The organism is Embleya sp. NPDC050493, assembly GCF_044458105.1.
In the GTDB taxonomy this organism is placed as follows: Bacteria; Actinomycetota; Actinomycetes; order Streptomycetales; family Streptomycetaceae; genus Embleya.
In genome coordinates this window covers 282,652-297,822 of the sequence record NZ_JBITHP010000012.1, presented here as the reverse complement: position 1 = coordinate 297,822, position 15,171 = coordinate 282,652, and the positions used below count along the sequence as shown (strand labels likewise).

15 protein-coding genes and 1 pseudogene are annotated in these 15,171 nt (G+C 71.5%); 7 read left to right on the top strand and 9 right to left on the bottom strand.

Annotated elements, in window-relative coordinates; all coding sequences use genetic code 11:
- A partial coding sequence (locus ACIBM5_RS24150) for a transposase (RefSeq protein ID WP_396008706.1) occupies positions 1-255 on the top strand: 255 nt, incomplete at its 5' end.
- A 78-nt stretch (positions 256-333) separates the two neighbouring features.
- Here the strand turns inward: ACIBM5_RS24150 and ACIBM5_RS24145 are convergent.
- The 4 genes from ACIBM5_RS24145 to ACIBM5_RS24130 all read right to left on the bottom strand — a co-directional run bounded on the left by ACIBM5_RS24145 (position 334) and on the right by ACIBM5_RS24130 (position 3,833).
- Entirely contained in the window at positions 334-1,425 is a 1,092-nt protein-coding gene (locus ACIBM5_RS24145; RefSeq protein WP_396008705.1) for a WD40/YVTN/BNR-like repeat-containing protein, read from the bottom strand.
- A gap of 306 nt (positions 1,426-1,731) precedes the next feature.
- The gene (locus ACIBM5_RS24140; protein ID WP_396008704.1) at positions 1,732-2,094 is read right to left on the bottom strand and encodes a DUF2203 domain-containing protein; all 363 of its coding nucleotides are present in this window, start codon (positions 2,092-2,094) and stop codon (positions 1,732-1,734) included.
- A gap of 142 nt (positions 2,095-2,236) precedes the next feature.
- Positions 2,237-2,443, bottom strand: coding sequence for a hypothetical protein (locus tag ACIBM5_RS24135; RefSeq protein WP_396008703.1), 207 nt, complete (start codon positions 2,441-2,443; stop codon positions 2,237-2,239).
- Positions 2,444-2,540: 97 nt separating this feature from the next.
- Entirely contained in the window at positions 2,541-3,833 is a 1,293-nt protein-coding gene (locus ACIBM5_RS24130) for a helix-turn-helix domain-containing protein (RefSeq protein WP_396008702.1), read from the bottom strand.
- Positions 3,834-4,043: 210 nt separating this feature from the next.
- Here ACIBM5_RS24130 and ACIBM5_RS24125 point away from each other — a divergent pair, with 210 nt between their 5' ends.
- The 4 genes from ACIBM5_RS24125 to ACIBM5_RS24110 are packed head-to-tail and all read left to right on the top strand — an operon-like array spanning position 4,044 to position 8,107.
- Complete coding sequence (locus ACIBM5_RS24125) at positions 4,044-6,623, top strand: nitrate- and nitrite sensing domain-containing protein (protein WP_396008701.1); 2,580 nt, start codon at positions 4,044-4,046, stop codon at positions 6,621-6,623.
- Positions 6,620-7,078, top strand: coding sequence for a roadblock/LC7 domain-containing protein (locus ACIBM5_RS24120; protein WP_391586198.1), 459 nt, complete (start codon positions 6,620-6,622; stop codon positions 7,076-7,078). Before ACIBM5_RS24125 ends, ACIBM5_RS24120 begins: the two co-directional genes overlap by 4 nt.
- Positions 7,075-7,509, top strand: a complete 435-nt coding sequence (locus ACIBM5_RS24115; protein ID WP_391586199.1) for a DUF742 domain-containing protein — start codon at positions 7,075-7,077, stop codon at positions 7,507-7,509. The genes ACIBM5_RS24120 and ACIBM5_RS24115 overlap by 4 nt, the downstream gene beginning before the upstream one ends.
- A complete protein-coding gene (locus tag ACIBM5_RS24110; protein ID WP_396008700.1) occupies positions 7,490-8,107 on the top strand; it encodes a GTP-binding protein in 618 nt (205 codons plus the stop codon). Before ACIBM5_RS24115 ends, ACIBM5_RS24110 begins: the two co-directional genes overlap by 20 nt.
- 200 nt (positions 8,108-8,307) lie before the next feature.
- On the opposite strand, the gene ACIBM5_RS24105 is transcribed toward ACIBM5_RS24110, so the two are convergent.
- Positions 8,308-10,641 (bottom strand): germacradienol/geosmin synthase, encoded by a 2,334-nt coding sequence (locus ACIBM5_RS24105; RefSeq protein WP_396008699.1) that lies wholly within the window; start codon positions 10,639-10,641, stop codon positions 8,308-8,310.
- Positions 10,642-10,938: 297 nt separating this feature from the next.
- On the opposite strand from ACIBM5_RS24105, the gene ACIBM5_RS24100 reads away from it, so the two are divergent.
- On the top strand, positions 10,939-11,397 hold the full coding sequence (locus tag ACIBM5_RS24100) for a RidA family protein (protein WP_396008710.1): 459 nt from the start codon (positions 10,939-10,941) through the stop codon (positions 11,395-11,397).
- Between the two features lie 472 nt (positions 11,398-11,869).
- On the top strand, positions 11,870-12,232 hold the full coding sequence (locus ACIBM5_RS24095; RefSeq protein WP_396008698.1) for a hypothetical protein: 363 nt from the start codon (positions 11,870-11,872) through the stop codon (positions 12,230-12,232).
- 230 nt (positions 12,233-12,462) lie between these two features.
- Here the strand turns inward: ACIBM5_RS24095 and ACIBM5_RS24090 are convergent, their stop codons facing one another.
- The 4 genes and pseudogenes from ACIBM5_RS24090 to ACIBM5_RS24075 all read right to left on the bottom strand — a co-directional run bounded on the left by ACIBM5_RS24090 (position 12,463) and on the right by ACIBM5_RS24075 (position 15,086).
- A complete protein-coding gene (locus ACIBM5_RS24090; protein WP_396008697.1) occupies positions 12,463-13,797 on the bottom strand; it encodes a VWA domain-containing protein in 1,335 nt (444 codons plus the stop codon).
- 163 nt (positions 13,798-13,960) lie between these two features.
- Complete coding sequence (locus ACIBM5_RS24085; protein ID WP_396008711.1) at positions 13,961-14,218, bottom strand: hypothetical protein; 258 nt, start codon at positions 14,216-14,218, stop codon at positions 13,961-13,963.
- A gap of 38 nt (positions 14,219-14,256) precedes the next feature.
- A pseudogene (locus tag ACIBM5_RS24080) lies at positions 14,257-14,631 on the bottom strand (aminotransferase class III-fold pyridoxal phosphate-dependent enzyme); the annotation flags it as partial.
- A gap of 14 nt (positions 14,632-14,645) precedes the next feature.
- Positions 14,646-15,086: an aminotransferase class III-fold pyridoxal phosphate-dependent enzyme gene (locus ACIBM5_RS24075; protein ID WP_396008696.1), complete on the bottom strand. Its 441-nt coding sequence runs from the start codon at positions 15,084-15,086 to the stop codon at positions 14,646-14,648.
- Between the last annotated feature and the right edge of the window lie 85 nt (positions 15,087-15,171).

Below are 15,171 nucleotides of genomic sequence, written 5' to 3'. Positions count from 1 at the left end.
AGTCATCGCAGTCGAAGGATGCGCGCGTTCGCCGACCGCGTCGACTGGCTGACCCTGGTATTCCTGCCACCCTATGCTCCCGATCTCAACCCGGTCGAGGGCGGTTGGGCGCACCTGAAGGGCGGGGCCCTGGCCAACCTCGGCGCCCGCACCCTCGACGAACTCGTCACCGTCGCACGCCAAGGCCTGCGGGACATCCAACACCACCCCGCACTCCTCGACGGCTTCCTCGCCGCAACCGCCCTGACGCGATGAACACTAACAACCGGATCCGCAAAGCTCAGTATGTCCTGCTGCACTGACGGACCGTCACCACCCCCGATCACACAACTCTCAGCCCGGAATCACCGCCGCGCGGAGGGAGAGGATGTCCGGGAGGTGTTGGGCGATGCGTTCCCAGTGGTCGCCGTCGTGGTGGCCGCGGTAGATCTCGCCGCTGCGGGAGCCGAAGTACAGGCTGGTGTCCTCGGCGTCGTCGGTGCACATCGCGTCGCGCATGACGGCGGTCCAGAAGTCGTCGGGGAGGCCGTCGGACAGGGCCGTCCAGGACTTTCCGGCGTCGTCGCTGCGGTAGACGCGGCATCGGCCGTCGACCGGGAAGCGCATCATGTCGGCGGTGAGCGGGACCACGTAGACGGTGTCCGGGCGACGCGGGTGGACCACGATGGTGAAGCCGAAGTCGGCGGGCAGACCGTCGGCGATCGACTCCCACGTCGCGCCCGCGTCGTCGCTGCGGTAGACGCCGTGGTGGTTTTGCAGGAACAGCCGGTCGGGGCGGTCCGGGTGCCGGGCCACCTTGTGCACGCACTGGCCGTATTCGGGGTACTCGTCGGGCTGGAACGTGACGTGGATGCCGGTGTTGGACGGGCGCCAGCTCGCCCCGCCGTCCTCGGTGACGTAGACGCCGCCGGTGGACATCGCGACGACGATCCGGCGCGGGTCGGTGGGATGCGGGAGCACCGTGTGGATCGCCTGGCCGCCGAAACCGGCCTCCCAGTGCGGCCGGTGCGGGTGGTCCCACAGCGCGCGCACGAGTTCGAAGGAACGCCCGCCGTCCTCGGAGCGGAACAGCGCGGACGGTTCGACACCGGCGTAGAGCACGTCGGGTTCGGATTCGGCGCCGGCCACCAGTTGCCACACCCGCTCGACCGAGGCGCCCGCATCCGCCGGGAAGCCGACCCGGCCCAGGTCCGGCTCGCGCCAGGTCTCACCGAGATCGTCGCTGCTGACCACGATCGGGCCGAAGTGTTGGTGGACCACGCCCGCCAGCACCCGGGGTGCGCTTTTTCGGGTGTCGATCGCGACCGAGTAGACGCCCGTCATCGGGTGGTGCGGTCCGGTGTACGCCCAGGATCCGTCGTCCCGCGAGCGACCGATCCACAGGCCCTTGCGGGTGCCGATGGCGAGCAGGACGGAATTCGTCATGGTGACCTCCAGGCAGCGTTCCGTACACGGGCACGCTACGCGGCACCGGTGACATTCGCCCGATTCGACGCGATCCGGGGCACTCTCGCGCACTCGCGACGTGCGGAGCCCGTGACGCACACGCACCCTCGGCACGAGCAACGCACACCCTCGGCACGCGCCCCTGGGCACGCTCGGCCCCGGCCCGCACACCCTCGACACACCCGCTCGGCTCGCGCACCCTCGACACACCTGCTCGCCTCGCGCGCTCGCCCACCCTCGCCTCGCGCGCTCGGTAGCGCACCCTCGGTCGCGCGCCGTCCGCCCCTACGGCAGTGGTCGTCGACCGGCGAAGCCGAGGTCGAGGCGGTGGTACCAGCCCAGCCGGCGGTCGCCCTCCAGCCAGCACAACAGCACGGGTACGCCGTCCAGATCGGCCGGGAAGTCCACGAGCAACGGCGCGAAGCCCTTGAGCTCCGCGCCGGTCTGCTGGACCTGGGTCATCAATTCGTCGAGCCGCGCCTGCATGCCCTTGAGTTCGGGCAGCCCGCCCAGCTCGGTTCGCGCCTCGCCGCGCTCCAGTGCCACCGCGACCTCCGCGGCGTCCGCCCGGACGGCGACCAGCTCGTCGAGCACCGGCAACAGCCGGTCCAACTCCGCACGCGCCTCCTCGACCGTGAACAGACCCATGCGGCACAACCTCCCGTGTCGTGCGCCGGCCGACGATGGCGCGCGCCGATGGTACTGCCGCCGGCGCCGCCACGCGCCGGCGCCCGCGAACAGGGTCGGTGTCCACGGGATGAACCGGCGCCCGGGATCGGGATCAGCCGAACTATCCGGTCTTCTCGTCCACGCCGGGAAAGGAGCCGTGGTTGGTGTGCACGCTGAAGATGCCGCCGGAGGCTTCTGCCCGACCGGTCCGGTCCCGTTCGATCAGCAGGCCCTCGTGACTCGTGGTGTGGCCGCGTTTGCCGACCGCGACGGTGAGCACCGCGACCACCGCGATCAGGCCGGCGACGAAAGTAATGATCGTGATCACGATGGCGCTCCCTGGAGGTTTGCCCGGTCCGACGTCGCAACGGACCGATCTGCACGGTCCGGCGTCTCGGACTGCCCGGTCCGACGTGACGGTCGTTCTACATGATCCATGCCCGCTCCGGTCCCGGTGACCCATTTCCCGCACAACGAGCCGCCAGCGCCCGCAATCGGGCCTCGTCGCCGTCGGTGGACGAGTCCAGCCGCAGGATCTCCTGGACGAAGCGGCGGTTCATCGGCCGGCAGCGGATCTCCTGGGCGGCGACCGCCTCCGCTTCGAGGAGCGCGCCGACCGCCTCGCCACGGCGACCGACCGCCGCGAAGGCGCGGGCGAGGTCGATCAGGTGCCGCGCCTGCCGGCCGCGCGGGAGCACGGCGAGTGCGGCCGGGGTGAACCGGCCGGCGATGGCCCGCGCGTACTCGCCGAGCAGTACGTGGGTGGTGACCCGGTGCAGCGGGACCTGGATCGCGCCGGGGTCGGCCCGCTCCGCCCCCTCCAACAGGTCACGCGTGGCGGGCCGATCGCCCAGCCGGGCCGTGGCCAGCGCGGCCCCGAGCCGCAGCGTACGCAGCGCCGCCCGGCCCGGCCGGCCGCGGGCATCCAGCGCCGGGGCCAGGTCCGCCTCCGCCCCCAGCGCGAACTCGACGGCCGCACCGGCGCCTTCGTGCCCGACCATGGCATCGGTGAGCCGATGGGCGGCCCGGGCCAGGACCACCACGTCGGCGCTGCGGCCGGCCGAGGTCACCGCCCGGTCGGCCGCACGCCAGGCCAGATCCGGCTCGCCGTACACGTGCGCGACGGCGGAGGCCAGAGCGAGCGCGGCGGAGCGCACGACGGTCGACGTGAGCGCCGCGCCCCCGGAACTCCCGTCGGGTCCACCCGCCGACACCGTCGCGCCCGCGGCCACCCTCCCGCTCGGCCCAGAGGCAGGTCCCCCGCGCGCTCCCACGGCCACTCCCCCACCGGCCCCCGCGGTCGCCCCCAGGACGGACGACACCACACGATCCAGGCATCCGTAGTCCGCCGCCGCATACGCGGTCCACCCGTAGGTCAACTCCCGCCGCAGTACCCCGAGGTCGGCCGGGACGGCGGCGGACCCGACCGCGAGCGCCGTGTCGGCCCGGCGCAGCGCCGTCCGCACCGCGGCGAGCGGATCGTGGTCGTGGTACTCCCGGTTCGGTTCGGCGGGCAGCAGTCGGTCGATCCCGATGTGCAGGACGAGCGCGGCCTTGGCGAGCACCGACAGGCGCGGGTCGGCCTGTCGGTGGCCGGCCTCCACGTCCTCGACCCAGCGCACGGATCGGCCCATCAGACGGGCGAATTCGGCCTGGGTCAGACCGCGCCGCGCGCGCCAGTAGGCGATTCGTCGGCCGATTCCGGGCGCCGGATGCATGTCGGGCCGCTCCTTTGGGTATTGCCGAGTGCGCGCCCGGTGACCGAGTCGCCGCGCGCCGCCGTACGTTCGTCGTTCTGTGCCGTTTGTGCCGCACGGGCGGGAAGTTCCCCACGCAGACTGCGTGGATTCTGTCGGGTGCCCCGCCGGTACCTTCGGCCGGGTCGCGGCAACCGCATTTCGGGCCGGGTTGCCCTTGCGGGAGAGTCGATGAGAAAACTGATGCGTGTCCCCGGGGTCGGTCGAACCCGAGCGGCTCGCTCGCGGCCGGGTCGTACGCTGTCCATCCGAACCCTGCTGGTGTTGTTGACCGTGGTGCCCTCGGTGGCCATGGTCGCGCTGTGGGGCATCGCCACCTACCGCTTGGCCGACCACGCGAGCAACCTGGACAACGAGGTCTCGGTGGCCGAGCGGGCCGGTACACCCAGTTACAACACGATGGTGAACCTCCAACTGGAGCGGCGGCTGACCGCGGCGTGGATGGCCAAGCCGTCCCCGGCGACGTCCGAGGCGTTGCGCGCGCAGCGGGTCAAGACCGACGAGGCCGTACGGCTGTTCGTCGCCTTCGCCGGCAGCGGTGCGCGGGAAACGCCCGGGCACGTGGTGCGCCGGGCCCACGAGGTGGCGCCCCAGCTGGCGCAACTCGCCGACGTCCGACGCCAGGTGGACACGACCGGCGCGACCGGGCGGGACCGTTGGTTGGGCTACTACACGAAGCAGGTGGCCAACCAGATCTCGATGGTCCAGGCGCTGGCCGAGACCTCGGACACCGATGTCACCTTCGCGGGCCAGTTCCTGGTCATCCAGTTCCGTGCCGGTGAGGCGCTGGCGCAGGAGGACATGACGGTCTCGTTCGCGCAGCCCGGCGGTCGGTTGACCCCGCCGGACTTCGCCGCGTTCGTGCAGAACGTGGGCGTGCGTCGGCACACCCTGGAGGACGAGGTCGAGCCGTACCTGCCCGCCGGGCTGCGTCCCACCTACCTGGCACTCACCGAAAGCCCGGCCTGGCGGGACCTGGCCGCGATGGAGGACGCCATCATCGCGGCGGTCGACGCCCCCCGGGACCAGCGGGCCGCGGCCGGATCCGGGATCGCCCTGCCGGCCGAACTGGCGAAGTGGCGGGAGACGTTCGACCAGATCGCACTGCCGAACTCGGCCTTCGACTTCGCCCGGGTCGATCAGGTCTTCGCGGCGGGCGACGAGGCCACCTCGGAGACCTGGAACCAGGTGTATCTGCTGAGCGCGATCGGCCTGGGCTTCGTGGTGATCGGCGCCCTGCTGTGCTGGCGGGTGACCCGCTCGGTGCGGCTGCGGTTGTCCCGGCTGCGCGACGCGACGGTGGAGCTGGGCTCGCGGCGACTGCCGGTGATCATCGACCGGTTGCAGCGCGGCGAGCGGGTGGACCTCGCCGTCGAGGCACCGGACGTTCCGGCGGGTCCGGACGAGATCGGCCAGGTGGCCTCGGCGTTCAACACCACGCAGCGTGCCGCGCTCGACGGCGCGGTGCAACTGGCACGCCAGCGCGAAGGTTTTGCGAAGGTGTTCGTCAACACGGCGTTGCGCACCCAGTCCCTGGTGAACCGTCAGATCGGTGAGCTGGACGCGATGGAGCGCCGCCACCAGGACCCCGAGTTGCTGCGCGAGTTGTTCACCATCGACCACCTGGCCACCCGCCTGCGCCGCTACGAGGAGAACCTCGTGGTGCTCACCGGCAACCGGCCGGGTCGACGCTGGAGTCGCCCGGTGCGCATCGTCGACGTGGTGCGCGGCGCGGTCGGCGAGGTGGAGGACTATCACCGGGTCGAGGTGTATTCCGACCGCGACCTGCAACTGTCCGGGCCGGCCGTGGGCGGGTTGATCCACCTGCTGGCCGAGCTCGTGGAGAACGCGACCACGTTCTCGCCGCCGGACACGCCCGTGCACGTGCGCGCGGTGTCGGTGGCCAAGGGCCTCGCGATCGAGATCGAGGACCGCGGCCTGGGCATGTCGGCCGACGAGTACGAGGCCGCCAACCGACAGTTGGCCGTCCCGGTCAGTTTCGACGTGATCGCGCTCGCCGAAGACGTGCGGATGGGCCTGTTCGTGGTCGCCCAACTCGCCGATCGGCTCGGTGTGGAGGTGACGCTGCGGCCGTCGCCCTATGGCGGCACGCTGGCGATCGTATTCCTGCCCGAGGAGTTGATCACCCGGAGTTCCGGCGCACCCGGTGAACCGGACCGAACCGCGGGGCCGTTCGAGCACGCCCTGGCGGCGGAGTCGGACCCGGAATCGCAGCCGAACTCGCAGTCCGCGGCCGAGTCGGCCTCCGAACCGGCCCGAGTTGCGGCGGCGGGGTCCGCGCACGCGTCCGAGGACGACGCCGAGTCGGGCTCGCCCGATCGGCAACACCCCGAGCCGGTGGTGCGATCGCTGGATCGGGTCCCGGCCACGCCCGAACCCGCCCGGCCCGCGGCGCCCACCCCCGCCGCCGCCGAGGAGACCACCGCCGACGGCCGTCGGGCCCTGCCGCGTCGGGTCCGGCAGCGCAATCTGCCGATGCCGCTGCGTGCCGAGCCGGCCACCGGGAGCGACAGTGACCCACGAACCGGGTCGAAGCCCTCCTCTCCGCGTGAAGCTGCGGCTACCTTGTCCTCGTTCCGGTTCGCGAGCCAACGAGCACGCGAGGCATCCGAACCGAACGCGGCCGGCGACGAGTCCGCGATCGAGACCGAACCCGGAACCGGGACCGAACCCGCACCGGGTCCGAACCCCGCCGCCGGAAGCACCACGCACCCTGGGGAACCGTCATGACGAACACGCACGATCTCGCCGGCGGCACGGCCACCACCGCAACCGACAGTCGCCTGGACTGGTTGTTGACCGACCTGGTCAAGCGCGTGCATCAGACCCGGCACGCGATCGTGTTGTCCGAGGACGGGCTGCTGATGAGCCGGTCCGAGACCATCCCGCGCGACGACGCGGAGCAGTTGGCCGCCGCGGCGGCCGGGTTGCAGAGTCTGGCACGCAGCATCGGCCGTGGTTTCGCGGGCGGTTCGGTGCGCCAGACGCTGGTCGAGATGGACGACGCCTTCCTCTTCCTCACCGCCGCCGGCAAGGGCGCGCATCTGGCCGTGCTGGCCGAACAGAGCGCGGACGTGGGGGTGGTCGCGTTCGAGATGAACATGTTGGTGAAGAAGGTCGGCGAGTACCTCGGGACGCGCCCACGCGGCAGTGATGCCGGCGATCCGGCGGGCGGTCGGGCATGACGTCCCGCTGGGAGCAGCCCTGGGACGAGGACGCCGGTCCGCTGGTGCGGCCCTACACGCTCACCCGGGGCCGGACCAAGGCCGTGCGCGACGCGGATCTGACCCTGATCACGCTGGTCACCACGGTCGCGCCGGACGAGCCCGCGGGCCGCGCCCAGGCCGCGGACGATCCGTCCGCGGCCGCGCGCCGCAAGGCTCGGGACGGGCGCGGCCGGCAGCCCGAGCATCAACAGATCCTGGAACTGTGCCGGGAGCCGCAGGCGGTCGCCGAGGTGGCCGCGCTGATCGATCTCCCGGTGAGCATCACCAAGGTGCTCGTCGACGACCTGCTCCGCGACGGCCTGGTGACCGTGCGCGCCCCGCTGGCTCTGGCCCGAACCCCCGATCCCGCCCTGTTGAAGAAGGTACGTGATGGTCTCCTTCGGCTCTGACCGGCTGCCCGAGCATGCGGCGGCGGTCAAGATCCTGATCGCGGGCGGGTTCGGGGTCGGCAAGACCACCCTGGTCGGCACGGTCAGCGAGGTACCGCCGCTGCACACCGAAGAGGTGATGACCGAGGTCGGCGTGGGCGTGGACGACATCGCGGGCGTCGAGGGCAAGTCGCGCACCACGGTCGCCCTCGACTTCGGTCGGATCACCCTGTCCGAGGACTTGGTCCTGTACCTGTTCGGGGCGCCCGGTCAGGAGCGGTTCTGGTCGTTGTGGGACGATTTGGCGATCGGCACGCTGGGCGCGATCGTGCTGGTGGACACCCGGCGCCTGGACGCCGGCTTCGGCAGCATCGACTTCTTCGAGCGCCGGGGCATCCCGTTCGTCGTCGCCATCAACCGCTTCGACGCGGCCGTGGAGTACACGGTCGAGGAGGTCCGCGACGCCCTCGACCTCGGCCCGGCCGTACCGATCCTCCCCTGCGATGTGCGCGTGCGCTCGTCGGGACGGGACGTGCTGCTGGCGCTGGTCGACCACCTGATGGCGGAAGCGTCGCCGGCGAACGCGGGACGGGCCGAGTTCAGCCCGTCCGGCGTTTGAGGACAAGCGGGCTGTAGCCCGTCCGGCGTTTGAGGACAAGTGGGCTGTAGCCCGTCCGGTGCGTGAGGACAGACGGGCTGTAGCCCGTCCGGCGTTTGAGGACACACGGGCTGTAGCCCGTCCGCGTTGAGAACAGGCAGGCAGCGGCCCATCCGGCTGCGAGGGGCGAGCGGGCCGCGAGTCGGCCCGCTCGCCACCGGTCACCGTCCCGGGGCCCCTGCCCGGACGCCCGCCAACCGAGCGGCCGAGGTGCCGAGCCCGCGCGGCCCGTACCCCACCCGCGGCACCGTCGGCGGCTCGGCCCCGGCCCGCGCCGCCGACCCACCCGCAGGCCCACCGCGGGCCGCGGGCACGTGTGCGAGGCGGTCACCGGCCGGCTGCCAGGGAAAGGGCACCAGCGGCTTCGGGTCCGCGTAGCGCAGGCAGTCCTGGTGCCACTTCAGGATCGCCGCGTTCCAGTCACCGAGCGCCATCGCGTACCCGTCCAGTGCCGCCCTGGCCGCCGCGTCCAGCGTCAAATCGTCGTACATCGCAGGGAGTTCCACGGCGACCACCCGCTCGAATTCCCGCATCCTGGAGGTCATCAGGTCGTTCACGATCGCCAGCGATTGGGCGAAGTCGCAACCGAAGAAGTTCTGCACCACCAGCAGCAGGTTGTGCAGTTCCCCCTCGACCTCGATCTCCTTGCGGTAGGAAAACACGTCGTTGATCATCCAGCCGAAGTCCGCGGCCGAGTTCTCCATCGCCTGCACCGCGCGCGAGCGGTACGCCTCCTCCGGCACCACCTCGTCGTGCGAGAGCCGGGACAGGCTCTTGGTCAGGTCGGAACCGAACGTGCGGCGGCGCATCTCGATGTAGTCGACCGGGTCAGGAATACGATTGAGCGCCATGTTGGCCAGCTCCCACAGCCAACTGTCCATCATGTCCTCGATGGTGCGCCGGAACCTGCGGCGCGACGCGGGCGGCATCGGCCCGGCGGTGCGCGTCCACAGGTCCACCAGCGAGCGCTCGATCGCGTCCGTCGGTACGGGAGTCGGCTCGCCGTCGATCGGCATCAGCGTCTTGAGCCGCTCGGTGTACACCTTCGCGCCGGCCTGGTCGAGCGAGCGGCCGAACACGATCGGGTAGTAGTCGTCGCCGTAGGTACCCCAGGCCAACCACCCCGACGCCACGTCGAGTTGGTCGAGCGACGCGTCCGGTGCGATGCCGGCCGCGCACAGCGGCAGGTCGAATCCACGCAGCGCCCGCTCGTCCCAGATGCCCTCGCGGGTGATGCCCATCCGGGCGGCCCACTCGACCAGGTTCTCCCGCGAGGTGTCCAGGTGTCGGTTCAGTCGCGGTGCGAACGGCAGGTAGAAGTCCGGGATGTCGTACGGCTCGACCGGTTGGAACGGCACGTGCGTGAACGCGCGCAGCCCGTTGTGCAGCCCGGCCACCAGGCCCGGCAGGATCCGCGCGGCCGAGGTGCCCATCCCCTGCGGCCCGGCCAGGACCCCGGTCACCGTCGGCACCGCGGGCCCATCGGCGGAACCGGCGCCCGCACCGGCCCCGTTCATGTACCGGCTGGAACGCATGTGCCACTCGTGTCCGCCGGACTGCCAGTCCTGCAGGCCCTTGACGTAGGCCATCACGTCCATGCAGGACTGCGGGTCCAGGCCGTGTTCGAGGAACAGCGGCGGGAGTTCGGTGAACGTGGTGTGCTCGAACTGGTGCAAGCGCGAGGTGAGCAGTTCGTTGACCGCCTCGGCCGCCTCCTGGGTGGTGCAGCCGAGGAACTTCTCGAAGACCAGGATCGCGTTCGCGTTCTCGCCCTCGTTCTCCACCTCGCGCTGGTACGAGAACAGGTCGTTGCGCAGGTGCACGCCGTCGGCGAAGGTGTCCTTGAGCACGCGCAGCGGACGTGAGGCCGCGATCACCGCGGGCACCTCGGCGTTCGCCGCGTACTCCACCAGGTTGGCCGACCACGGCGCGCCGCCCACCTTGCGACGCATCTCGATGTATTCGACGGGGTTGGCGATCCGGCCCTCGTTGATGTTGGCCAGTTCCCACATCGACTCCTCGAGCAGTGCCTGGGTGCTCTCGGCGAACCGCTCCCGCCAGTCCTGCGACATGCTCGGCACGGTCCGCGCCCACAGGTCGGCCAGGCCCTCCTCGACCTGGTTGGTCGGCGCGGGGATCGCGGCGGTGGAGTCGACCGGCATGAAGGCGCGCAGGCGTTCCAGGTATGCCTTGGCGCCGGCCATGTCGTGGGTGCGCTTGAAGATGTCCAGGAAGTGGTCGTCGAAGAAGAAGACCCACACGTACCAGTCGGTGACCAGGTCCAGTTGCGGCCCGGTGCAGTCGGGATGGGTGTACGCGCACAGCAGCGCGTAGTCGTGCGAGTCGAAGTCGTGCTCGTCCCAGATGTTCGAGCCCTCGATCATCCGCATCCGGCGGGCCCAGGCCTTGGAATGCTCGCGCGCGCCCTCCAGGTGAGGGTTCAGTCGCGCGGGATACGGCACGTAGAACTGCGGTAGTTCGAAGGGTTGTGGCATCGGTGCGCCCCTTTCGCCAGGGCACACGCTAGGTCGCCCGAACCCGTCCGAGCGGGCGACGAGTCGGTTCTCGCTCGATCTGGTGAAACGGGCCGCGACAGGCTTAACGATCTTGTTCGGCGGCCACACGGACGAGCGACGCGACGAACCGGTCCACCACGTCCGCGTGCGCCGGGTCCGGGCGGTGCGGGCGGACCGCGTACACGCTGCGCCGCGGCGGCTCGCTCGGCCGATGCAGGGTCGGTTGCGGGTGGAGTGCCCGGGGTCAATGGTGGGATGGATGGCGGACGGGTGAGGATGGGCGTCATGACGACATCGCATCGCCTGACCCACATCCCGGCGCCCGAGGGTGTGCGACCGGGCAACGGCTACACCAACGTGGTCACCGGCACCGGCCGGCTGGTCGCGGTCTCCGGGCAGGTCGCCTTCGACGAGGACGGCAACCTGGTAGGCAAGGGCGACCCGGGCGCGCAGGCCCGCCAGGTGTTCGAGAACCTGCGGCGCTGCCTGGCCGCCGCGGGGGCGACCTTCGACGACGTGATCAAGCTGACCTACTTCCTCACCGACGTCGGGCATCTCCCGGCGGTGCGCGCGGCTCGCGACGAGTTCGTCGACACGACCCGGCCGCCGGCCAGTTCGGCGGTCCAGGTGAGCGCCCTGTTCCTGCCCGATCTGCTCTTGGAGATCGAGGCGTTCGCGCTGGTCGCGGACACGAACGAGGACACGAGCCACGACCCGAGCGGAGCCGGCGCATGAAAGTCGCCGGTGCGGTCCCGGCCGGATGGGCATGGCCGACGACGCGCCGGCGACGGTCGGACACGAGGTGACGTTCCGGAACCGGACGCCGCGTACGGTGGCCGGCGCGGTCGGGGCCGGGAGCGCGGCCGAGGCTGCGCGTGGTGTGGACGCCGTCGTGCTGTTCGTCTTCGACAGGCCGGCCGCCGAGGCGGTCCTGCTCGGGCCGGACGGAATCGCGGCCGGCCGCCGCACCCGGCACGCTCGTGATCGATGCGACGACGCCGGCTCCCGAACAGTCGCGCCGGGTCGCGGCGCGGCACACGCGGCACCTGGTCACCGAACATCGCGAGGGCGGTGACCGGTCACCGCATCGAACGGCGGGCCGACCCGTACCAGCCGTGAATCGCCGCCGAAGGTGTGCCGGCATCATGGCCGGGCAGGTCGGCCCGCCGCGCGCGGGCCCCCGACGGTCTCCGAAGGGTGGCGGCAAGTGCTCGTGCAGGTGCGCGTGGTCGGCGACGAGGGCTGCGAAGTCGCGTCATTGCAACGCTGGTTGGCGCTGGACCCGGACGTCTCGGGCGGCACCGCGACCAGTTACGCCGAGGACGCCACGGTCGGCGCCATGGGGTCCACGCTCGATGTGGTCAACGTCGTGCTGAGCAATGGCATCGGTCTGGGCGGCCTGGTGGTGGCGATCGCCGGCTGGCGCCGCTCGCGGGCACCGATGGCGGGCCCGGGCGGACCCGACATCGTGATCCGGCGCGGCGACGTCGAGGTGGTGTTGTCGGGCGCGACGGAGGCGGACATCGGTCGGGCCGTACGCGCGCTGGAGGAGCCCGGGGATCCGGCGTGACGGTGCCGGTGCGGCGACACCCCGACCCGGCGGCCTCGTGTGCGGTCTCCCGGTGGGCACGCACGAGCCGACTCCGCATGCGTTTCGGAGGTGGCTCTCGGCCGCGCCACGGCGCCGTGGCCTGCTGCTCCCCGGTCCCGAACGCCCCCGACCGGCCGGCGCCCCGATCGACGGCAAAACGCCCGACGGTCGGCCATCCGGCCGACCGTCGGGCGTGGTCCCGCCTTCGACTACACCAGCGCGTCCACCGGGTCCGCCACCAGGACGCCCGCCGCGACCGCCTCGTTCAGCCATTCCGGGAACTCCAGGAGGAGTTGGTCGTACAGTTCCGCGTCGGTGAGCAGCCTCGGGTCGTGTCCCGCGTGGAAGAAGCCCGCGTTGTCGACCACACGCTGCTCCGGCACGGTGAGTTCGTCCAGCTTGCGGAGGAAGTCGAAACCCTTGGCCTCCGGGTCGCCGAAGCCGATGAACTGCCAGAAGATCGGCAGCCCGGCGGCCTCGCACAGCGCCTTCGCGGCGGCGGGGCGGCTGGTCGGCGCGCCGTCGGTCTGGAAGATCACCAGCGCCGGGTCGGTGCTGCCGGACGCGCGGTAGTGCTCGACCACCTTGGCGATCGCCCAGTGGTAGTTGGTCCGGCCCATGTGCCCGTAGGAGCCGTGCAGTTCCTCGATCCGGCCGACGTGATTGCCGGGGTCGAGGTCGGCGACGCCGTCGACGTCGGTGGAGAAGAACACCAACGGCACGACGGCCTCGCCGAGTTGCGCGGACAGCGCGAGCGTCTGGTCGGCGAGGTGCTGGACGGTGCCGTCCTTGTAGTAGGAGCGCATCGAGCCGGAGCGGTCCAGGACGAGGTAGACCGCGACGCTGCGGCCGGCGAGGCCGCACTTGGCCACCGCCGCCGCGGCGGTCTCCACGCGAGCGCCGAGGCCGGGCGCGACCTCTTCGACCCGGGCTGGCGGCACCACCGCGACGGTGGTCGGAACCGGCGCTGCCTCGGCGATCACGAACGGCTCGGCCTCGACCTCGGTCGCCGACACCTCCGCGGCGGCCGGTTCGACGACGGTCTCGACCTCGACCTGTTCGACCTCGGCGGGTGTCGTGATCGACTGTGCCGGTACGGGAATCGATGTCGGCGTCGGCCCCGACGCGTCGAACTCCGCCCGGGACTCCGGGATGACGACCGGCTCCGGGAGAACGACCGGCTCCTCGAGGGCGGTCGGCTCCTCGGAGCTGGTCGTCTCCTCGACGGCGACCGGCTCCGCACGGGTGGCCGGTTCCGGCTCGACCATCGGCTCGCGGACGGCGACCGGTTCGTCGACGGCGACCGGCTCGGGCTCGGACGCGATCACCGGTTCCGGGCTCACCGACTCCACGCGCGTCGTCGTCTCGACGCGTGTCTTCGGCTCCGCTCCGGCGACCGGCTCGGGCGCGACGACCGGGGACTCGGTCGGCGCGCCGCCGAGGTCGGTCGGCGCGGCGGCCACGTCCGTCGTCTCGGGTGTCTCCGCCGCCTCGCGGGACGTCCGCGAACGAAAGACGTTGCGCAGCAGACTCCTCAAACCCATCGGCGAATCCTTACCTGTGTGGGGGACGCCGTCCCGATGATCAGGACGGTTACGTAAGGCTAGTCATGGCCCCGGCCGACGCGTGGGCGACCCGCGCGTACGACACCCCGACGGACCCCCGAACAGCCGAAGCCGGCCCACCCGTACGCCGGCTGCCGACCCCTCACACCCCGGCAAGCAGTACGAACGCCGCGTCCACCGCCGTGCACGCGGCCGAGACGTCGTCGTCGGTGAGCGCCGCGGACACGAACCAGCACGCCGAACCGACCGCGTCGACGTGTACTCCGCGCTCCAACAGGGCGTGCCGGAACAGCGCGTAGCGCGCGTCGTCACTCGCCGCCAGGTCCCGGTAGTTGCGCGGCACCATGCCGTCGGCCGAGAAGACCACCTGGAACATCGCCCCCACCCCTGCACCGCGCACGGAATCGCGTGATCCCTGGCGGCTCGCCGGATCGCCTCCATCACCCGATTCCCGGCCGCGTCGATGTGCGCGATCACCACCGGCTCGGCGAGTTCGCCCAGCGTGACCGGCGCGCCGGCCGCACACAGCGGCGAACCGTTGTACGTCCCACCGTGTTTGATCCGATTCGCGCCGACCTCGTCCATGATGTCCCGGCGCCCGGCGAAGGCCGCGATCGGCAACCCGCCGCCCAGCGCCTTCGCGTACACGGCGAGATCCGGGAGCACGCCGAACAGGCCCTGTGCGCCGCCCGGTCCGGTCCGGAAGCCGGTGCACACCTCGTCGAAGATCAACACGATCCCGCGCCGGGTGCGTTCTTCGCGCAGCGTCTCCGAATAGCCTGGCACGGGCATCGTGCACGCGTTGTCGGCCACGATCGGCTCGCGGATCACCGCGGCCGGTTCGCCACGATGCGCGTCCAGGATCCCGCGCAGCGCCGCGGCGTCGTTCCACAGCCAGACCACCACGTCGGCGACCACGCCGGGGCGGGCACGCCCGGCGAGTACGGGTGCGCGTGCGGCCGGGCGTACGGTCCCGCCTCGGCGGCGGTGGGCCGGTTCGAGACCGCCAGTGGGTCCGCCCATCCGTGGTGGTGGCCCTCGAACTTGAGTACCTTGTCCCGACCGGTGAAGCCGCGCGCGGCCCGGACCGCGCCCTGGATCGCCTCCGACCCGGAGTTGGCGAACCGGACCAGGTCGGCGCACGGGATCATCGGCCGCATGGTTTCCGCCAGTTCGATCTCCGGGACGGTGCCCGCGCCGAACATCGTGCCGCTCGCCGGGACGTCGGACCCGGCCGCGCCGATCGCCGGATTCGCATGGCCGATCACCGCGCAGCCGTACGAAATCAGTTAGTCGACATACTCGTTCCCGTCCACATCCCGAATGTGCGCGTCCTTACCGCGCGCGATATGG